Below are 19333 nucleotides of genomic sequence, written 5' to 3'. Positions count from 1 at the left end.
GCGATAAGAAGCTGTTGAAACATCGGGGCTAGACCAGCACCGGCAAGGCGCGCTCCGGGCCCAGGCGCGTGCACCAGTCGGCCACCACCGTCTGGCTCAGGGCCACCACCGCCTCGCTCAGCGCCAGGCCGGCGCCACCGTGCCAGCTGGCCTGGACATCGAAGGGCGGCGGGCCGGCCAGCGGCAGGGGCATGAGACTGCCACGGGCCAATTCCTCAATCACCAGGGCCGGCGGCAGGGCGCCGATGCCGAAGCCCTCGCCCATCAGCTTGATGATGGCCGCCACCGAGTTGATGCAGCAGACCCGCGGTTCGGCGATGCCCTCGCGCTGGAGCAGGCCGAGGATGTCCTGGTGCGGGCGGGAATGGCGGGAAAAGGTGATCAGCCGTTCGCCCGCCAGTTCGGCGAGATTGGCGTAGGGCCGCGCCAGGTGGCTGTCGCTGGCCACCAGCCAGCGCACCGGGTAGCTGGCCAGGTGCAGATTGCGGATGCCCTCGGCGCGCAGGAGATCGGTCTGGAAGATCAGGTCGAGCTGCCCCCGCGCCAGCTGCTCGGCCAGATTCAGCGCCGTGTCCGCGGTCAATTCCAGCTCGATGGCCGGATAGGTCTGGGTGACCGCGGCGATCAGTTGGTCCAGCCAGCTGTGGATCACCGTATCCATCACCCCGATGCGCAGGCGGCCCTCCAGGGTCTGGCCATGGCCCAGGGCCTCGTGCAGCTCGCGCTGGGTGGCCAGCATCCGTTCGGCGTAGCCCAGTACCCGATGCCCCTCGGCGGTCAGGCTCACGCCGCGGGAGTCGCGCAGGAACAGTTGCACGCCCAGTTCGCTCTCCAGCACGGCGATGCGACTGGAAATGGCCGCCTGGGTGGTGGACAGCTTTTCCGCCGTCAGGCGGAAACTGCCCAGGCGGGCGACCCAGACGAAGGTATCGAGAAAGCGCAGATTCATGGGGACCTCGACAAGGCTACCCCGCCACTTTACCCCCACCGGCGAGCTTGTCTGCCCCGCTTTTCCCTATCGGCGGCGAACAGTTTTATTTGCTGGACGCCAGCTCCGCCGGCGGCGAAAGATGCCAGCCGGCGTTATGCCAAGTGACGTCTGACAACAATAACGAGCGGTGCCGCGGGCACTGCCTGGATCAGCCGAAGCCGCCCGCGGCTTCCTACCGTCCGCCGCACCGTCTGCCCGGAGCGCGGTGGACCCGCTGGAGACATCCACCTATGCAAACCACCGTCAACCTCTGGCCGCTGCTGGGCGTGCTGGTCATCGTGGTCGGCTTCGTGCTGAGGTTCAATCCGCTGCTGGTCGTCGCCCTGGCCGCCGTGGCCACCGGGATCGCCGCCCAGTTCAGCCCCGAGGCGCTGCTCGCCGCCATCGGCACCGGCTTCATCAAGGCGCGCGCCCTGCCGCTGATCATCCTGCTGCCACTGGCGGTGATCGGCCTGCTCGAACGCCACGGCCTGCGCCTGCACGCGCAGAACTGGATCGCCCGCTTTCGCAACGCCACCGTCGGCCGCCTGCTGATCTTCTACCTCTTCGTCCGCGAGACCACCGCGGCCCTGGGGCTGACCAGCCTCGGCGGCCATCCGCAGATGGTCCGCCCGCTGCTGGCGCCCATGGCCGAAGGCACCGCCGAAAAACGCCATGGCCGTCTGCCCGAGGCCCTGCGCCAGCGGCTGCTGGCCTTTTGCGCCGCCACCGACAATGTCGGCCTGTTCTTTGGCGAGGACATCTTCGTCGCCTTTGGTGCCATCGCCCTGATGCACACCTTCCTGCTCGGCGCCGGACTCGATGTCGAACCCCTGCACATCGCCCTCTGGGGCATTCCCACGGCGCTCTGCGCCTTCTTCATCCACGCCCTGCGCCTGCACCGCTTCGATCGCCAGCTCTATCGCGAGCTGACCGCCAACCGGGAGGTGCGGCCATGATCCTGTCGATCCAGTACCTGTTCTGGCTGGCCGGCGCCATCCTGGCGCTGACCGCGGTCATGACCCTGGCCGATCGTCAGCACCCCAAGCGCTGGACCAGTGGTCTGTTCTGGGGCCTGTTCAGCCTGGTCTTCCTGATCGGCGATCGCCTGCCACCCGCCTGGGTGGGCGCCGGGGTGCTGCTGATGGCGGTGCTGGCCGGCTGCGGTGCGGTGGGCAGCGGTCATCACGCCAGTCGTCCCGAACGCGAGACCCGTGCCAGCGCCGGCCGCCTGGGCAATCGCCTGTTCATTCCGGCGCTGGCCATTCCCGTGGTGACGGTGATCGGCAGCGTCTTGCTCAAGGATGTGCAGATCGCCGGTCTGCCGCTGCTCGACCCGAAGAACGTCACCTTCGTCTCCCTCGGCCTGGGCGCCCTGGTGGCCCTGGCGCTGGCCTGCTGGCTGACCCGCGACACCCCGATCCAGGCGATGCGCGAATCGCGGCGCCTGACCGATGCCCTGGGCTGGTCGCTGGTCCTGCCCCAGGCCCTGGCCATGCTCGGCCTGGTCTTTACCGACGCCGGCGTCGGCAAGGCGGTGGCGCACCTGGCCACCGCCTACGTGGCCCTCGACCTGCGCCTGGTGGCGGTGGTGGTCTATGTGGTGGGCATGGCCGCCTTCACCGTCATCATGGGCAACGGCTTCGCCGCCTTCCCGGTGATGACCGGCGGCATCGGCGTGCCGGTGCTGGTGGGCGTCTACCACGCCGATCCGGCGGTGATGGCCGCCATCGGCATGTTCTCCGGCTACTGCGGCACCCTGATGACGCCCATGGCGGCCAACTTCAACATCGTCCCGGCGGCCCTGCTGGAGCTGGACGACAAGAATGCCGTGATCAAGGCCCAGGTCCCCACCGCCCTGGCGGTGCTGGCCTGCAACGTGGTGCTGCTCTATCTGCTGATGTGAGGTATCCCATGACCCTGTTGCTCACCGGTTTCGCGCCCTTTGGCGGCGAGACCCTCAACCCCTCCTGGGAAGCCGTGCGCCGGCTGGATGGCGAGTGCCTCGGCGATCTGCCGGTGGTCGCGGCGCAGCTGCCGACCGAATTCGGCACCGCGCTCCGGGTGCTGGATGAGCTGCTCGAGCGCCATCGCCCGACCCTGGTGGTGGCGGTCGGCCAGGCCGGCGGGCGGGCCGAGCTGTCGCTGGAGCGCATCGCCATCAACGTCGACGACGCCCGCATCCCCGACAACGCCGGACGCCAGCCCATCGACGAGCCGGTGGTGGCTGGTGGCCCGGCGGCCTATTTCAGCACCCTGCCGATCAAGGCCATGACCCGGGTCCTGCGCGACGCCGGCATTCCCGCGGCGGTGTCCCAGACCGCCGGTACCTTCGTCTGCAACCACGTCTTCTACGGCCTGCAGCATCGCCTGCAAGGCAGCGGGGTACGCGGCGGCTTCATCCATATCCCCTACCTGCCGGCCCAGGCCGCCGCTCAGCCCGGCGCGCCGTCCATGGCCCTGGAGACCCTGATCGCCGGTCTGCGCCTGGCGCTGACCTGCGCGGCGACCACCCGGGCGGACCTGCGCGAAGGCGGCGGCCAACTGGACTGATCCCCGCAGGCGCTGCGGCGGAGGACCACCCGGGCCGGCTGGCCTACAATGCCCCCTCCGCCGCCGCTGCGATTAGCCCATGTCCACCCTGCTTGCCGACTGGCGTCACCCCCTGCTGCACCGCCGCGTCTGGGCCCTGGCCGCGCCGATGATCCTGTCCAATCTCAGCGTGCCGCTGGTGACCCTGGTCGACAGCGCCATCGCCGGTCATCTGCCCGAAGCCCGTCAACTCGCCGCGGTGGCCATGGGCGGCGCCTTCTACACCGCCCTGCTGGGCATCCTCGGCTTCCTGCGCATGGGCACCACCGGCTTCGCCGCCCAGGCCAGCGGCCGCCGCGACGGCGCCGCTCTGCGCCAGATCCTCCTGCAGGCCGGCCTGCTCGGGCTGGGTCTGTCGCTGCTCCTGCTGCTGGCCGCCAGCCTGGCGCTGGAACCGCTGCTCGCCTGGCTCGGCCTGGATCCCGCCTTCGCAGACCTGGCCGCGCGCTTTCTGCACCTGCGCCTGCTCGGCCTGCCCGCGGCGCTGCTCAGCTACGCGGTGATCGGCTGGCTGCTCGGTACCCAGGATGCGCGCACGCCGCTGGTGCTGCTGCTCACCACCAATGCCCTGAACCTGCTGCTGGTGACCGGCTTCGTGCTCGGCCTCGGCGCCGGGGTACAGGGCATCGCCCTGGCCTCGGTGCTGGCGGAATGGAGCGGCATGCTGCTCGGCCTCTGGCTGGTGCTGCGCCGTCTGCGGCTGTGGCCTGGCCGGATCGACCGCCCGGCGCTGCGCCGCCTCGCCAGCTGGCGGCCGCTGCTGGCGGTCAATCGCGACATCTTCATCCGCTCCCTGGCACTGCAGGCGGTGTTCCTGCTGTTCGCCGCCCAGGGCGCCCAGCTGGGCGAGACCACGGTGGCGGTCAACGCCCTGCTGCTCAATGGCCTGCTGGTCACCGCCTTCGCCCTCGACGGCCTCGCCCATGCGGTGGAGGCCCTGGCCGGCCATGCCCTGGGCGCCCGCGAGGGCGCTACCCTGCGCCGGGTGCTGGTGATCGCCGGTGGCTGGTCACTGCTGGCCAGCCTCGGCTTCGCCCTGGCCTTCGCCCTGGGCGGCGATCTGTTCGTCGCCCTGCAGAGCGACATCGCCGCGGTACGCGAGGCGGCTCACGCCTACCTGCCCTATCTGGCCGTGCTGCCGCTGATCGCCATGGTCAGCTACCTGCTGGATGGCCTCTTCATCGGCGCCACCCGCGCCCGGGAGATGCGCAACTCGATGCTGCTGGCCCTGTTGCTGGCGCTGCCGCTCGGCTGGCTGCTGCGCGGCCTCGGCAACCACGGCCTGTGGCTGGCCTTTCTCGCCTTCATGGCGCTGCGCGGCCTGATCTCCGCCCTGCTCGCCTGGCGCCTGGCCCACCGCGAAGGCTGGCTCAGCGACGACGGCCGCCCCTGACGCTGCGGAACCGCCGGGTCGGCGCTCCCCTCAAAGTCGGACATCCCCTGCCGAGAGCGCTGCCATGAGCGAAGACACCCGCGATCAGGAACCCCTGGACACCCCCGCCGACGGCGACGACGTCCCCGAGCACCAGAAGCCGGAAAATCTAGAAAAGCTCAAGGATTACGGCAAGGACCAGATTCCGCCCGGCATCGCCTGACGCCAACCCTGAACCTCTCGACAAAAGCCGTCGACAGCGGTGGCAAAGCCCCGGCGGAGCTCTTAGCATCCGTCGGGTTGAGTGGGCCCAAGGGCCTTCGTGAAGGGAATCCGGATCACCATGACCGTCAGGTCCTACCTGTCGCCTCTGCGCGCGCCCCTGTTGGCGCTACTAGCGCTTGTCCCGGCGCTGGCTCAGGCCGTCGACGGCTACGCCGGCATTGCCTTCGGCACCGAGCAGAAAGCCTTTCTGGCGAAAAAGCTCTGCACCTTCCAGCCGCGCAAGATCGACGTCGTCGGCGTCGAGTATTTCGAGTGCACCGACCTGACCTTCGCCGGTGAAAAGGTCGAGGCCGGCGCCTTCTTCATCGATGGTCGCTTCCTGCGCCTGTCCATCGTCACGCCCCTGGCGCAGTCCTTCCTGATCGCCGAAGGCCTCACCCAGAAGTACGGCAAGCCCTCTTCCCAGTCGTCGGCCGCCGCCTTCGAGCGCCTGACCCAGGACGACGACGCCCAGGCCTATCTGGCCTTCGACCACGACACCGTCGTCTACAAGTTCAGCGCCCAGGCGGCACGCAAGAAGCAGGTCCTGCTGATCTATACCTCGCCGCGCTACGAGCCCCTGCTCAAGGAGAAGCAGCTGCAGTTCGTCAAAGATTCTCTCTAAACATCCAGTTACAGCTCGTCGGACAATTGGGCCTTTGGCCATCAAAGTGTTGCCCCGTTCACGTATGGCCGGAAACAAGCCATGAACAATGGCAGATAGCCACGGTCAGAACGCGGGCAAGGAGCCCCTTCCTGTAACCGGCTACTTACGGACGTCGTTCCTTCGGGAGTCCTACCATGACCGAACCTGTCGCAACGCGCGCCCTGGCGCCGCAGCGTTCCCGCTTTCGTTTGCCCCAGTGCTTTGGCTTCAGCTGCACAGGTTCTCTTTTGAAAAGGATCATTCAATGAACACTCGCAATCTCTGGGTCGACTATGCCAAGGCCATAGGCATCGTGCTGGTCGTCTACGGCCATGTCGTCCGCGGCCTGCTCAACGCCGGCATCCTGCAGGACGCCGAATTCCACGGCCTGGTGGACAGCGTCATCTACAGCTTCCACATGCCGCTGTTCTTCTTCCTCTCCGGCCTGTTCTTCTACAGCTCCTTCATCAAGCGCGGCACCGGCGGCCTGTTGGTGAACAAGATCGACACCATCGTCTATCCCTTCCTGGTCTGGTCGCTGCTGCAGGGTTCGGTGGAGGCGCTGATGTCGCGCTACACCAATGGCGGCGTCAGCTTCAGCGAAGTCCTGACGGTCTGGGAGCCACGCCAGCAGTTCTGGTTCCTCTATGCGCTGTTCCTGGTGTTCTGCCTGGCCATGCTCGCCTATCGTTGGGCCAAGCCGCTGGCCTTCTTCGCCGTGTTCGCCTTTGGCGCCCTGGTCTATCTGTTCCAGAACGCCGGCCCGGAAGACTTCTTCTTCACCTTTACCGCGCAGAACTTCGTGTTCTTCGCCTTCGGCGTCTGGTTCAACAACTTCAAGCAGGCCATCGAGGAACAGGCCGGTCGCGTGATGCTGGGTTCGGGTCTGCTGTTCGTGGTGCTCGAATACTGGTTCCACGGCCTGCTGGGCCTGGTCTACACCGATCGTGGTCTGGCCACCCTGGTGCTGGCGCTGAACGGCATCGTCTTCGTCAGCAGCCTCTGCATGGTGCTGGCGCAGCGGCCGCTGCAATGGGTGCTCACCCTGGGCGCGCTGTCCATGCCCATCTACGTGATGCACGTGCTCAGCGGTAGTGGCGCTCGCATCGTCCTGAGCAAGGGCCTGCACATCAACGACGGCCTGCTGCACATCGTCGCCGGTTGCGCCTTCGGCATCCTGGTGCCGGTGGCCATCGCCAAGCTGCTGGAAGCCCGCGGCATCAACGGTCTGTTCGAGGCGCCGGCGTGGATCTCCGCCCGGCGGTGGCTTCGGCCCAAAGCAGAAACCCCCCGCCCCGCCGTCTAAATGACGACACCGGCCAGGGCGCCCTGCGCGCCCTGGCCGGCGCGGCAGAGCTTTCGGATCACCGCGCAAGAGCCAATAAAAAACCCGCTGCCAGTCACCTGGCAGCGGGTTTTTTGTTGGCTGCAGCTCTGGGGCTTCAGCCGGTCACGCGAATCACTGGCTGGCCAGTACCTGGCCGTTCTTGACTTCCAGTTGCTTGCCCGGCTCGTGGTCCATGCGGACCTGGCCGATCTTGCCATCCAGCAGGTACTTGACGTCATAGCCGACCACCTTGTCGCTGCTGTCGTTGACCGTGCTGCAGCGCGTCTGGGTGGTGGTGTAGGTGTCGCGGTTCTGCATGTATTCCTGACCCTTGTTGCCGGCGTAACCACCGCCCACGGCACCGGCGATGGTCGCCAGGGTCTTGCCGCTGCCGTTGCCGACCTGGTTGCCCAGCAGACCGCCGACGACCGCGCCTACGGCGGTCCCGGCGATCTGGTGTTGGTCCTGAACAGGCCGCCGATGCGTCACCGCGACCTCCTTGCAGACCTCGCGCGGGGTCTTGACCGTTTCCTTGACCGGCTGGACGGCGACGACCTCGGCGTACTGAGGCCCGCGGTCGACGAAACTGTACGCCACGGCGCCACCAGCGGTGGCGACGATGGCTCCCAGAACCGTACCTACGAGCATCGACTTGTTCACTACAACCTCCTGACTACTCTGTCATAGCGGGCACCTGGCCCTTTGCCATGCCTGGGACATCAGGGACGGTCGTCGAGTTCCTTGGCTTGCGGGGGAATCAGGTCCTCGCTCTTCAGGTCCAGCCAGATCAGCACCACGTTGGCGATATAGATCGACGAGTAGGTACCGGCCAGCACGCCGATGAACAGCGCCAGGGAGAAGCCGAACAGGTTGTCGCCGCCAAAGAACAGCAGCGCCGCCACGGCCAGCAGGGTCGAGATCGAGGTGGCCAGGGTGCGCAGCAGGGTCTGGGTGGTCGAGACGTTGATGTTCTCGATCAGACTGGCCTTGCGCAGTACCCGGAAGTTCTCCCGCACCCGGTCGAACACCACGATGGTGTCGTTGAGCGAGTAGCCGATGATGGCCAGGACCGCCGCCAGCACCGTCAGGTCGAAGGTGATCTGGAAGAACGACAGCAGGCCCAGGGTCACCACCACGTCGTGCACCAGCGAAATGATCGCGCCCACGGCGAACTTCCACTGGAAGCGGAAGGCCACGTAGACCAGCACGCTACCCAGGGCCAGCAGCATGCCCAGGCCGCCCTGGTCACGCAGCTCCTCGCCCACCTGCGGACCGACGAACTCGGTACGGGTCAGGGAGAAGCGCTCGGTGCTCGCCTTCTGCAACGCGCTGGTCACCTGCTGGCCCAGCTGCGGGTTGTCACCCGGCATCCGGACCAGGACATCGGTGGTGGCGCCGAAGCTCTGCACCACCGCCTCCTCGAAGCCGGCGCCCTGCAGCTCCTGACGGATCTTGCCGAGGTCGGCGGGTTGCTCGTAGCGCAGCTCGATCAGGGTACCGCCGGTGAAGTCCAGGCCGAAGTTCAGCCCCTTGTAGAACCAGCTGAACAGCGCCAGAACGGTCAGGAGCGCGGTGATGGCGAACGCGATGTTGCGTACGCCCATGAAGTTGATGGTCTTTTTCATCGCCGCGTCCTCAAATCCACAGCTTCTTGACGTTCCGGCCGCCATAAATCAGGTTGACCATGGCACGGGTCACGAAGATGGCGGTGAACAGGGAGGTGAAGATACCCAGCGACATGGTCACGGCGAAGCCCTTGACCGGCCCGGTGCCCATGGCGAATAGGATGGCGCCCACCAGCAGGGTCGTCAGGTTGGAGTCCAGGATCGCCGTGAAGGCGCGACTGAAGCCCTCATGGATGGCGCGCTGGATCGGCATGCCGTTGGCGATCTCTTCGCGGATCCGCGAGAAGATCAGCACGTTGGCGTCCACCGCCTGACCCATGGTCAGGACGATACCGGCGATGCCCGGCAGGGTCAGGGTGGCATGCAGGATGGACATCAAGGCCATCAGCAGCACCATGTTGAAGCCCAAGGCGATGGTCGCCAGCAGGCCGAAGAAGCGGTAGATGGCGATCAGGAACAGCGAGACGAAGACCATGCCCCACAGCGAGGCATCGATACCCTTCTCGATGTTGTCGGCACCCAGGCTCGGGCCGAGGGTACGCTCCTCGGCGAAGTACATGGGTGCGGCCAGGCCACCGGCACGCAGCAGCAGCGCCAGTTCCGAGGCCTCGCCCGAGCCGTTCAGGCCGGTGATGCGGAAGCTGTTGCCCAGGGCCGACTGAATGGTCGCCAGGCTGATGATGCGCCGCTCTTCCTCGAAGCCGGGCACCGCCACTTCCTTCTGCACGCCGTCCACGGTCTGGGTGGTGTAGCGGGTGACCGGACGCTGCTCGATGAACACCACGGCCATGCTGCGGCCGACGTTGCTGCGGGTAGCGCGATTGATCAGGTCGCCGCCATGGCCATCTAGGCGGATGTTGACCTGGGGCCGGCCGTTCTCGTCGAAGCTGGCCGAGGCGTCGGTGACCTGGTCACCGGTGATGATGACGTTACGCTCCAGCGGTACCGCCGGACGACCGGGCTCGCGGAATTCGAAGCTCTCGGTGGAGGCGCGCGGGGTGTCCGCGGTGGCGGCCAGGCGGAATTCCAGGTTGGCGGTCTTGCCGAGGATGCGTTTGGCTTCGGCGGTGTCCTGCACGCCCGGCAGCTCGACCACGATGCGGTCGGCGCCCTGGCGCTGCACCAGCGGCTCGGCCACGCCCAGTTCGTTGACCCGGTTGCGCACCGTGGTCAGGTTCTGGGTGACGGCATAGTTGCGGATCTCGCGCAGCTTGGCCTCGGTCAGCTGCAGACGCAGCACCTGCAGGTCACCACGGGTGTCGGTGGTCAGCTCGAAATCGGTGTAGTTCTTGCGGATCAGGCTCTGCGCCTGCTGCAGATCGGCGGCATCGGTGAAGCCCAGCTGCAGGGCGCCGTTCTGGTCGGGCATGCTGCGATAGCGCACCTTCTCGCGACGCAGCAGGGTCTTGACCTCGTTGTCATAGACCTTCAGGCGCGCGTCCACGGCCTTGTCCATGTCCACCGCCAGCAGGAAGTGCACACCACCGGACAGGTCCAGACCCAGCTTCATGGGGCTGGCACCGAGCTTGCGCAGCCACTGCGGGGTGGTGGGCGCCAGGTTCAGGGCGACCACGAAGTCGTCGCCGAGGGTGCGGCGGACCACTTCCTGGGCCGGCAGCTGATCGTCGGCGCGCATCAGGCGGATCAGCACCCGGCTGCCGCTCTCGTTGACGTCGCTGGATTTCACGGCGAGTTGCGCCTGCGCCAGAGCCGCGTTCACCCGCTGCACATCGGCAGGGGTCACCGTGCGTTCGGTGCTGGAAGCGCTGATCTGCAGGGCCGGATCGTCGGGGTACAGATTAGGAACCGAATAGATGACGCCCACGACCAGTACGGCCAGGATCAGCAGGTACTTCCAGAGGGGATATTTGTTGAGCATGACACCGCCCGAGATAAAGGCGGGGCGCCTTGCGCGCCCCGATATTAGCTAGATTGAGGAAGACTCAGAGGGCCTTCAGGGTGCCCTTCGGCAGGGTCGCGGCAATGGCGCCCTTCTGGAACTTGAGCTCGACGTTGTCGGACACTTCCAGCACCACGAACTCGTCGGTGACCTTGTTGATGCGACCGGCGATGCCACCGGTGGTCACCACTTCGTCACCCTTCTGCAGGCCGCCGATCAGGTTCTTGTGATCCTTGGTGCGCTTGGCCTGGGGACGCCAGATCAGGAAATAGAAGATCACCACGAAGCCGATCAGGAAGATGAACTGAATGTATTCACCCCCCGGTGCAGCGTTGGCGGCCGGCGCGGCAGCTTCCTGGGCCTGGGCCGTGGAAATCAGAAAACTCATTGCACTACTCCTTGCAGAGTTGGATAACGGAAAAAGAAGAGATGCTGGGGGTCGCTCGCCGCCGTTCCGACCGCCTCGAGACCCTGCTCACGCCCCTGACGAAGGACGCGCGAGCGCCGTTTCGCCAGGGCGATCGGACAGGGGCTTTCAGCTGTCGAGCGGCGGCGTAGGCAGGCCGCGCCGAGCATAGAAGGCGTCCACAAAGTCGGCCAATTTACCCTCTTGGATAGCCTGGCGCAAACCGGCCATCACGCGCTGGTAATACCGCAGGTTGTGGATCGTATTCAGCATACTCCCCAGCATTTCCCCGCATTTATCCAGATGGTGCAGATAGGCCCGGGAGAAATGTTTGCAGGTGTAACAGTCACAGGTAGGATCCAGCGGCGTCTCGTCGTGACGGTGCACGGCATTGCGCAGCTTGAGGACACCGGTGTCGATGAACAGATGGCCGTTGCGCGCGTTGCGGGTGGGCATCACGCAGTCGAACATGTCGACGCCACGGCGCACGCCCTCCACCAGGTCTTCCGGCTTGCCTACGCCCATCAGGTAGCGCGGCTTGTCGGCCGGCAGGTGCGGCGGCAGGAAGTCCAGCACCCTGATCATCTCTTCCTTGGGCTCGCCCACCGACAGGCCGCCGATGGCGTAGCCGTCGAAGCCGATGCCTTCCAGGCCCTCCAGGGACCTCAGGCGCAGCTCTTCGTGCATGCCGCCCTGGACGATGCCGAACAGCGCCGAGGGGTTGTCGCCATGGGCTTCGCGGGAGCGCTTGGCCCAGCGCAGCGACAGCTCCATGGAGCGGCGCGCGGTGTCGAAGTCCGCTGGATAAGGGGTGCACTCGTCGAAGATCATCACGATGTCCGAGCCCAGGGCGCGTTGCACCGCCATGGATTCCTCGGGCCCCATGAAGACCTTGGCGCCGTCCACCGGCGAGGCGAAGTAGACGCCCTCCTCCTTGATCTTGCGCAGCGCGCCCAGGCTGAACACCTGGAAGCCGCCGGAATCGGTGAGGATCGGCCCCTGCCACTGCATGAAGTCGTGCAGGTCGCCGTGGCGCTGGATCACCTCGGTCCCCGGGCGCAGCCAGAGGTGGAAGGTGTTGCCGAGGATGATCTGGGCGCCGATGTCGGCGACGCTGTCGGGCAGCATGCCCTTGACCGTGCCGTAGGTACCGACCGGCATGAAGGCCGGGGTCTCGACCACGCCGCGGGGAAAGGTCAGGCGACCGCGACGGGCCTTGCCCTCGGTGGCCAGCAATTCGAAATTCATGAAACTCATATCAGCTCTCCGGGCCCTGGGCCCCGGGATTGCGGGTGATGAACATGGCGTCGCCATAACTGAAGAAGCGATAGCCCTCGGCCACGGCCGTGGCATAGGCGGCCATGGTCTCGCGGTAACCGGCAAAGGCCGACACCAGCATCAGCAGGGTCGACTCGGGCAGGTGGAAGTTGGTCACCAGCGCATCGACCACGTGGAAGGGCCGACCGGGATAGAGAAAGATGTCCGTCTCGCCGGCGAAGGCCTTGAGCTCGCCGTCACGGGCGGCGCTTTCCAGCGAACGCACGCTGGTGGTGCCGACGGCGATCACCCGTCCACCCTGGGCGCGGCAGGCGGCCACGGCGTCCACCACGGCCTGGTCGACCTGCAGCCACTCGCGGTGCATGTGGTGGTCTTCGATCCTATCCACCCGCACCGGCTGGAAGGTACCGGCACCGACGTGCAGGGTGACGAAGGCGGTCGCCACGCCCTTGGCGCGGATGGCCTCCAGCAGCGGCTCGTCGAAGTGCAGCCCGGCGGTGGGCGCGGCCACGGCGCCGGCATTGCGCGCATAGACGGTCTGGTAGCGCTCGCGATCCTCGGCTTCGTCAGGCCGGTCGATATAGGGCGGCAGCGGCATGTGGCCGACCCGCTCCAGCAGCGGCAGCACCGGCTCGGCGAATTTCAGCTCGAACAGCGCCTCGTGGCGCGCCACCATCTCGGCTTCGGCGCCGCCGTCGATGAGGATGCGGCTGCCCGGCTTGGGCGACTTGCTGGACCGCACATGGGCCAGCACCCGCTCCTCGTCCAGCACCCGCTCCACCAGGATCTCCAGCTTGCCGCCACTGGCCTTCTGGCCGAACAGCCGCGCGGGTATCACCCGGGTGTCGTTGAACACCATCAGGTCGCCGGGCCGCAGATAGCCCAGCAGATCGGCGAAATGGCGATGACTGAGCTCACCGCTGGGGCCGTCGAGCACCAGCAATCGACTGCCGCGGCGCTCGGCCAGCGGATGACGGGCGATGAGGGATTCGGGGAGGTCGAAATGGAAGTCGGCGACGTGCATGGCAGGTAGATCTCGAAAGGCCGCACAGCTTACCGGAAGCGGCCTTTTTCACCAACGCACTTTGGATTGACCGGGCCTGCCCGCGTCCCTATACTCCGCCGCCATTGCCCCGGTGGCGGAACCGGTAGACGCGGCGGATTCAAAATCCGTTTCCGAAAGGAGTGGGAGTTCGAGTCTCCCCCGGGGCACCAAGCTGTACCTTCCAGGCCTTCTCCGTGTTGGCTGGAGGCCGAAGAAACCGCCCCTTGAGGCGGTTTTTTTGTGCCTGGGGCGCCCGGGTTGCGGCCTCGAGACGAGCCTTAGTCCACGATGAATAATCTGGCGCCAATCGCGGTAGAGGATCTGTGGGCCTCGGCATTGTCGGCCACCTGGTAGCTCATGCCAGCGGTCAAGGTGAAGACGCGACCATCGACCAGCTCGGTATCCAATCGACCGTCCAGGCACAGCAGGATGTGCCCCTTGCTGCACCAGTGATCGGCAAGGTAACTCTCACTGTACTCGACCATGCGGACTCGTATTGCCCCAAACTGGCAGGTACGCCAAACAGCCGAGCCGGTCGTTCCCGCATGGACTACAGGTTCGATTGTCGACCAATCAGTGATTCCGAATGGAATGTCGCTCAGTTGCATGACGGCCTCTATCAGGACAGGAGGGGTATGGTACCCGGGCAGCAAGACGGTCAATTCATACAGATTGGCCGAATTTGCGAGATACGCAGCCTTGGAGGGTCTCCACTCGCTGCGCCTTCTGTACCTTTACGAATGCGCCGCCCCGTTGATCAGGTACGCTCTTGATCACCCCACTCCCGCTTTCATCATGAGGAAGGATGCCTGTTGAAATGGATATTGCTTGGCCTCGCACTGCTACTGTCCGGCTGCAGTCACTACAGCGATGCCGGCCCGATCTGCGAGCCGAGTCCGCTGAGCGGTGAGGACTGCCAGAAGCGGCAGCCGGTCGGGAATTACCTGATGGACAAGTATCACGAATGGGAACGCTACCAGTAGGCTCGCATTCTCGATCTGTTTAGCGAGGGCTAGGTATGAGGCGAACCGCACCACTGCTGATCGTCCTGTTGCTTGGACTGCAAGGCTGCGCCGTACAGCAACCGGCCCAGCCAGCCGGTGCAGCTGTCGACCTGGATCGCTCGCCTAGTTGGACCCTGCAGGCCCGGTTGCACAGTGCGCTCTATGGATGCGAATTGCTGGTGCTGCACGGCAACAACGCCCGCCTGGCGGGCGAGCAGGGGCGCTTGGCGGACTTTCGCCAGCGGCTGAACAGCTGCCAGACCCAGGCCGCTGCCGAAGAAAAGCAGGCTACGGGCCAGTTACCCACCGGCCAAGATCGCCTGCTGCGCAATGCGCAGAAGGCCTACCTGATCGCCTGGCAGCGCTATCTGGCCGGACTCACCATCGATCATCCGGCCGATCTGCAGCAGAAGCAGTCTTATCTTGAGGCGCGATCAGCGCTGCTCGAGGTGGCGTCAAAACGCCCGGACATCCGCGCCGAGCCCGGCAAACGACCGGATAGCCAGCTGACAACCGGCAGCTGAAACCCGAGGGCAAAGCATGCAATAGTAAGACATCGATACGGACGCGAGATCTTGCGCATGGAAACGCTCTCCCCTCTCTCCCAGGTGGCGGTCAAGGACCTGGAAACGGCCCAGACCCCCGCTCGCTTCTCCACCGCCTTCATCGAGCGCCTGCTCTCGCGTTGCGAGACGCGCATGGACGAGATGGAAGCCTGCCCCGACATGAGCGCGGATCTGCGCCTGATCCACATGCAGAACGTCGATCTGTTGGTGCGTACCGTGGTGGGCGAATGCCGCCATCGGGATCAGATCCGCCGCGTGCAGCGAATCCTGAGCTTCTGCGAAGCCCACGCCGGCTGGCTGCAGCCGCAACCGGTCGTGAGCAAGGGCGCCGCCTAGCGGACGGCGCCGCCGGGCCCTAGCCGGCCCGGCGCAGCAACAGCACCCCGGCCACGGCGCAGAGCAGCGCCGGTGCCAGCACGGCCAGTAGCGGCGAGAAGCCGAACACCAGGCTGGACGGCCCCAGCAGATCCTGGAAGATTCGCAGGGCGAAGCCGATGATCACCCCGGTGAAGATCCGCTGTCCCAGGGTCACCGAGCGCAGCGGGCCGAAGATGAAGGAGATCGCCATCAGCACCAGGGCGGCGGTCACCAGCGGCTGGAAGATCTTCGACCAGAACGCCAGCCAGTAGCTTTTGTTGCTCAGCCCCTGATCGGCCAGGTAGTGGATGTACCACCACAGCCCGGAGATCGACAGCGCATCCGGCTCCATGATCACGGTGTCGAGCACCTGCGGGGTCAGCTCGACGTTCCAGGTGACCTTGGGCTCCTGGCGCACGCTGGTCTGGCGATTGCCGAAGTCGGTGATGCTGACGTTTTCCAGCTCCCAGTGATCGCCGCGATAGATGCCGCGCTGGGCGAAGCTGGATTGCAGCAGGTGGCGATTGTCGTCGAATTCGTAGCGCGTCACGCCCAGGAGCAGGCCATTGGGCTGCACCGCGTTGACGTGAGTGTATTCGTGTCCCTGACGATGCCAGAGACCGTGGCGCGAACTCTGTGCCTTGCCGGCGCTCTGGGCCAGGGCCCGCCCGCTCTGCGCCAGGTTTTCCGACCAGGGCGCCACGTACTCGCCGATCAGGATGCCGGCGATGAGCAGCACGAACATCGGCTTCATCACCGCCCAGACGATGCGCCCCAGGGAGACGCCAGCGGCACGCATCACGATCAGTTCGCTGCTGCTGGCCAGGGTGCCCAGGCCGATCAGGCAGCCGATCAGCGCGGCCATGGGCAGCATCTCGTAGGCCCGGCGCGGCGTGGTGAGCAGGACGAACTTGAGCGCCTCGGCGACGCCGTAGTTGTCGTCGAAGTCGCCGAGCTGGTCGATGAAGGCGAACAGCAGGGCCAGACCGACGATCACCCCCAGTACCGCGAGGATGCTGACGAAGACGGTGCGACCTATGTACCAGTCGAGCTTGTTCATGCCGCCACCTCCGGCTTGTGACCGCGCAGACGCGCCTTGAGCGGTTCCCAGAAGGCCAGCAGCAGGCCGAGTACCAGGAACAGCAAGTGCACGCCCCACAGCCCGATGGCCGGCGGCAAGCGGCCCTTGTCCAGGGCGCCACGGGCGGCGATCAGCAGCGACAGATAGGCCATGTACAGCAGGATCGCTGGAAGCAGCTTGAGGAAGCGGCCCTGGCGCGGATTGACCTTGGCCAGGGGCACGGCGATGAGGGTGACGATGAAGACCAGGATCGGCAGCGACAGCCGCCACTGCAGCTCGCCGCGGTACTGCAGGTCGTTGCTGCGCATCAGCTCGCCGGTGGTCACGGCATCACGCTCGCTGATGTCCTCGCTGACCGCGGGCTTGGGCAGGAGCACACCGTAGGTGTCGTACTGCACCGCGCGGTAGTCGGCCTGGCCCGGCACGCCGTCGTAGCGGAAGCCGTTCTGCAGGATCAGGTAGCGACTGCCGTCCGGGTGGATTTCCTGCCGGCCGGTGTCGGCCACCAGCACGCCCACGCCACGGTCCTTGCCGCCGGCGGAGGAGGTGTTGCGCTCGGAGATGAAGACCCCGCCCAGCTGGCTGCGATCCGCCGACAGGCGCTCGGTGTAGGTGACGCGAGAGTTGTCCCTCAGGGACTGGAAGCGACCCGGTTCGAGGGTGTCGAACTCGGTCATGGCATCCTGCTGGTTGAGGATGGTGGTGACCTTCTGCACGCCCAGCGGCGCCAGCGACAGACTCAGCCAGGCGACGATCAGGGCGACCACCGCGGCCGGGGCCATGCTGTAGGCCAGCAGGCGGCGCGGACTCATGCCGGTGGCGGTGAGCACGGTCATCTCGCTGTCCAGGTACAGCCGGCCATAGGCCAGCAGGAAGCCGAGAAACAGGCCCAGGGGCAGGATCAGCTGCAGGAAGCCGGGGATGCGATAGGCCATGATGAGCAGGAGCACGCCCGGATCCAGCAGGCCCTGGGCCGCCTGGGCCAGGTACTTGATGAAGCGGCCGCTCATGATGATCACCAGCAGCACGGCACTGACCGCACCGAGGGTGGTGAGAACTTCTCGAGACAGATAGCGGAAGACGATCAAACAGGATTCTCCAGGGTTGTCAGGCTCTGGCGCGAACGCTCACACTAGCTCGGCTGCATGGCTTGCGTTGCAAGGCCCACCCGTTGAAGGCCGATCGCCGGGAAAGGCCCTGGCGAAAGCCCCGCATTATATCCTGCGAACTCATGTGTTTGTCTTGGGGAGCTTCTCCTAATGGAATTCGTCGTCAAAAACGCTCGTCCGGAAACCCTGAAAACCGCCACGCTGGTCGTGGCCGTCGGTGAAGGCGGTGCGCTCGACGCAGCGGCCAGCGCCGTGGACGCCGCCACCTCCGGCGCCCTGAGCGCGGCGGTCAAGCGCGGCGACATCGCCGGCAAGGCCGGCCAGACCCTGCTGCTGACCAATCTGCCCGGCATCAAGGCCGAGCGCGTGCTGCTGGTGGGTAGCGGCGCCAGTGAAGGACTTTCCGACCGCCAGTACCGCAAGCTGGCCAGCGGCGCCCTGGGCGTGCTCAAGAGCCTGGGCGGCAGCGACGCCGCCATCGCCCTGGGCGATGTGCCGGTCAAGAATCGCGACGGCTATGCCCGTCTGCGCCTGCTGGCCGAGACCCTGGCCGATGGCGACTACGTCTTCGATCGCTTCAAGAGCAAGAAGGCCGAGCCGCGGCCGCTGAAGAAGCTGACCCTGGTCACCACCAAGGCCTCCCAGCCGGAAGCCGAGCGCGCCCTGGCCCATGCCCTGGCGATCACCCACGGCACCGCCTACGCCAAGGACTTCGGCAACCTGCCGCCGAACGTCTGCAACCCGGTATATGTGGCCGATCAGGCCAAGGCCCTGGGCAAGCAGTTCAAGGACGCCGGGCTCTCCGTCGAGGTGCTCGACGAGAAGAAGATGCGCGAACTGGGCATGGGCTCCTTCCTCGCCGTGGCCCAGGGCAGCGCCCAGCCGCCGCGCCTGGTAGTGCTGCAGTACAAGGGCGGCGCCAAGAATGCCCAGCCCTACACCCTGGTCGGCAAGGGCATCACCTTCGACACCGGCGGCATCAGCATCAAGCCCAGCGCCGGCATGGACGAGATGAAGTACGACATGTGCGGCGCCGCCAGCGTCCTGGGCACCTTCCGCGCCCTCATGGAACTCAAGCCGGCGATCAACGTGGTCGGCCTCCTGGCCCTGGCCGAGAACATGCCCAGCGGCACCGCCACCCGTCCGGGTGACATCGTCACCAGCATGAGCGGCCAGACCATCGAGATCCTCAACACCGACGCCGAAGGCCGGCTGGTGCTGTGCGACACCCTCACATACGCCGAGCGCTTCCAGCCCAAGGCGGTGATCGACATCGCCACCCTGACCGGCGCCTGCATCACCGCCCTGGGTTCGCTGGTCTCGGGCCTGATGGGCAATAACGACGCCCTGATCGACCAGGTCAAGCAGGCCGGCGATCGCGCCGACGACCGCGTCTGGCAACTGCCGCTGCACGACGAGTACCAGGAGCAGCTGGACAGCCCCTTCGCCGACATGGCCAACATCGGCGGCCCCAAGGCCGGCACCATCACCGCCGGCTGCTTCCTGGCGCGCTATGCCAAGGCCTATCCCTGGGTCCACCTGGACGTGGCCGGCACCGCCTGGATCAGCGGCGGCAAGGACAAGGCCGCCACCGGTCGCCCGGTCCCGCTGCTGGTGCAGTATCTGCTCGACCGCACCGCCGAGGCCTAAGCACCTGTTCAAAGTCTGCTGCGCGTCGGCCAAACGGCGTTGAAAAGACCTTCGGAATGCTCATTTACGTTTTGTAAACTCCGCTTCCTCAGGTCTTTTCGCCTTGTTTGGCTCTAGCTCGCGAGACTTTGAACACGTGCT

Annotated in this window: 21 protein-coding genes and 1 tRNA gene; 12 read left to right on the top strand and 10 right to left on the bottom strand. The window is 66.1% G+C overall.

Annotated elements, in window-relative coordinates; translation table 11 throughout:
- Positions 1 to 28 precede the first annotated feature (28 nt).
- Entirely contained in the window at positions 29 to 949 is a 921-nt protein-coding gene (locus QKY98_RS12075; RefSeq protein ID WP_027597217.1) for a LysR family transcriptional regulator, read from the bottom strand.
- Positions 950 to 1221: 272 nt separating this feature from the next.
- Here QKY98_RS12075 and QKY98_RS12070 point away from each other — a divergent pair, with 272 nt between their 5' ends.
- The 7 genes from QKY98_RS12070 to QKY98_RS12040 all read left to right on the top strand — a co-directional run bounded on the left by QKY98_RS12070 (position 1222) and on the right by QKY98_RS12040 (position 7150).
- Positions 1222 to 1929, top strand: coding sequence for a DUF969 domain-containing protein (locus QKY98_RS12070; protein WP_183631311.1), 708 nt, complete (start codon positions 1222 to 1224; stop codon positions 1927 to 1929).
- Complete coding sequence (locus QKY98_RS12065; RefSeq protein ID WP_027597219.1) at positions 1926 to 2876, top strand: DUF979 domain-containing protein; 951 nt, start codon at positions 1926 to 1928, stop codon at positions 2874 to 2876. The genes QKY98_RS12070 and QKY98_RS12065 overlap by 4 nt, the downstream gene beginning before the upstream one ends.
- A gap of 8 nt (positions 2877 to 2884) precedes the next feature.
- Positions 2885 to 3523: a pyroglutamyl-peptidase I gene (gene pcp, locus QKY98_RS12060; RefSeq protein ID WP_027602465.1), complete on the top strand. Its 639-nt coding sequence runs from the start codon at positions 2885 to 2887 to the stop codon at positions 3521 to 3523.
- A 79-nt stretch (positions 3524 to 3602) separates the two neighbouring features.
- A complete protein-coding gene (locus QKY98_RS12055) occupies positions 3603 to 4955 on the top strand; it encodes an MATE family efflux transporter (RefSeq protein WP_284670980.1) in 1353 nt (450 codons plus the stop codon).
- A gap of 64 nt (positions 4956 to 5019) precedes the next feature.
- Positions 5020 to 5157, top strand: coding sequence for a hypothetical protein (locus QKY98_RS12050; RefSeq protein WP_007159685.1), 138 nt, complete (start codon positions 5020 to 5022; stop codon positions 5155 to 5157).
- Between the two features lie 120 nt (positions 5158 to 5277).
- Positions 5278 to 5823, top strand: a complete 546-nt coding sequence (locus QKY98_RS12045; protein WP_044342753.1) for an HI_1492 family protein — start codon at positions 5278 to 5280, stop codon at positions 5821 to 5823.
- Positions 5824 to 6109: 286 nt separating this feature from the next.
- Entirely contained in the window at positions 6110 to 7150 is a 1041-nt protein-coding gene (locus tag QKY98_RS12040) for an acyltransferase family protein (protein ID WP_027597223.1), read from the top strand.
- A gap of 153 nt (positions 7151 to 7303) precedes the next feature.
- Here the strand turns inward: QKY98_RS12040 and QKY98_RS12035 are convergent, their stop codons facing one another.
- The 6 genes from QKY98_RS12035 to queA all read right to left on the bottom strand — a co-directional run bounded on the left by QKY98_RS12035 (position 7304) and on the right by queA (position 13404).
- Positions 7304 to 7831: a glycine zipper 2TM domain-containing protein gene (locus QKY98_RS12035; protein ID WP_007162948.1), complete on the bottom strand. Its 528-nt coding sequence runs from the start codon at positions 7829 to 7831 to the stop codon at positions 7304 to 7306.
- Between the two features lie 59 nt (positions 7832 to 7890).
- Entirely contained in the window at positions 7891 to 8796 is a 906-nt protein-coding gene (gene secF / locus QKY98_RS12030) for a protein translocase subunit SecF (protein WP_027597224.1), read from the bottom strand.
- 10 nt (positions 8797 to 8806) lie between these two features.
- Complete coding sequence (gene secD / locus QKY98_RS12025) at positions 8807 to 10675, bottom strand: protein translocase subunit SecD (protein WP_027597225.1); 1869 nt, start codon at positions 10673 to 10675, stop codon at positions 8807 to 8809.
- A 64-nt stretch (positions 10676 to 10739) separates the two neighbouring features.
- Positions 10740 to 11084, bottom strand: a complete 345-nt coding sequence (gene yajC / locus QKY98_RS12020; protein ID WP_007162951.1) for a preprotein translocase subunit YajC — start codon at positions 11082 to 11084, stop codon at positions 10740 to 10742.
- Between the two features lie 147 nt (positions 11085 to 11231).
- The gene (tgt, locus tag QKY98_RS12015; protein ID WP_007162952.1) at positions 11232 to 12350 is read right to left on the bottom strand and encodes a tRNA guanosine(34) transglycosylase Tgt; all 1119 of its coding nucleotides are present in this window, start codon (positions 12348 to 12350) and stop codon (positions 11232 to 11234) included.
- 10 nt (positions 12351 to 12360) lie between these two features.
- Positions 12361 to 13404 (bottom strand): tRNA preQ1(34) S-adenosylmethionine ribosyltransferase-isomerase QueA, encoded by a 1044-nt coding sequence (queA, locus tag QKY98_RS12010; protein ID WP_284670979.1) that lies wholly within the window; start codon positions 13402 to 13404, stop codon positions 12361 to 12363.
- Positions 13405 to 13510: 106 nt separating this feature from the next.
- On the opposite strand from queA, the gene QKY98_RS12005 reads away from it, so the two are divergent.
- Positions 13511 to 13595: transfer RNA gene (locus tag QKY98_RS12005), tRNA-Leu, on the top strand.
- A 108-nt stretch (positions 13596 to 13703) separates the two neighbouring features.
- On the opposite strand, the gene QKY98_RS12000 is transcribed toward QKY98_RS12005, so the two are convergent.
- A complete protein-coding gene (locus tag QKY98_RS12000) occupies positions 13704 to 14033 on the bottom strand; it encodes a DHCW motif cupin fold protein (protein WP_027602459.1) in 330 nt (109 codons plus the stop codon).
- A gap of 204 nt (positions 14034 to 14237) precedes the next feature.
- On the opposite strand from QKY98_RS12000, the gene QKY98_RS11995 reads away from it, so the two are divergent.
- From QKY98_RS11995 to QKY98_RS11985, 3 genes are read left to right on the top strand one after another with little or no spacing between them, the layout of a single operon-like run.
- A complete protein-coding gene (locus tag QKY98_RS11995; protein WP_156930116.1) occupies positions 14238 to 14408 on the top strand; it encodes a hypothetical protein in 171 nt (56 codons plus the stop codon).
- 35 nt (positions 14409 to 14443) lie between these two features.
- A complete protein-coding gene (locus QKY98_RS11990) occupies positions 14444 to 14953 on the top strand; it encodes a hypothetical protein (protein ID WP_267401482.1) in 510 nt (169 codons plus the stop codon).
- A 57-nt stretch (positions 14954 to 15010) separates the two neighbouring features.
- A complete protein-coding gene (locus tag QKY98_RS11985; protein ID WP_007162970.1) occupies positions 15011 to 15331 on the top strand; it encodes a hypothetical protein in 321 nt (106 codons plus the stop codon).
- A 19-nt stretch (positions 15332 to 15350) separates the two neighbouring features.
- Here QKY98_RS11985 and lptG read toward each other — a convergent pair whose 3' ends face one another.
- The gene (lptG, locus tag QKY98_RS11980) at positions 15351 to 16412 is read right to left on the bottom strand and encodes an LPS export ABC transporter permease LptG (protein ID WP_007162971.1); all 1062 of its coding nucleotides are present in this window, start codon (positions 16410 to 16412) and stop codon (positions 15351 to 15353) included.
- Complete coding sequence (gene lptF / locus QKY98_RS11975; RefSeq protein ID WP_284670978.1) at positions 16409 to 17521, bottom strand: LPS export ABC transporter permease LptF; 1113 nt, start codon at positions 17519 to 17521, stop codon at positions 16409 to 16411. The genes lptG and lptF overlap by 4 nt, the downstream gene beginning before the upstream one ends.
- Before the next feature lie 171 nt (positions 17522 to 17692).
- On the opposite strand from lptF, the gene QKY98_RS11970 reads away from it, so the two are divergent.
- Entirely contained in the window at positions 17693 to 19192 is a 1500-nt protein-coding gene (locus QKY98_RS11970; RefSeq protein WP_077171780.1) for a leucyl aminopeptidase, read from the top strand.
- Positions 19193 to 19333 lie beyond the last annotated feature (141 nt).

The sequence above is a fragment of the Pseudomonas sp. HR1 genome (genome assembly GCF_030175875.1).
GTDB classification, from domain to species: Bacteria; Pseudomonadota; Gammaproteobacteria; order Pseudomonadales; family Pseudomonadaceae; genus Chryseomonas; species Chryseomonas oryzihabitans.
Note: the sequence above shows the minus strand (reverse complement) of the source record. Positions and strands in the feature narration are given on the sequence as shown.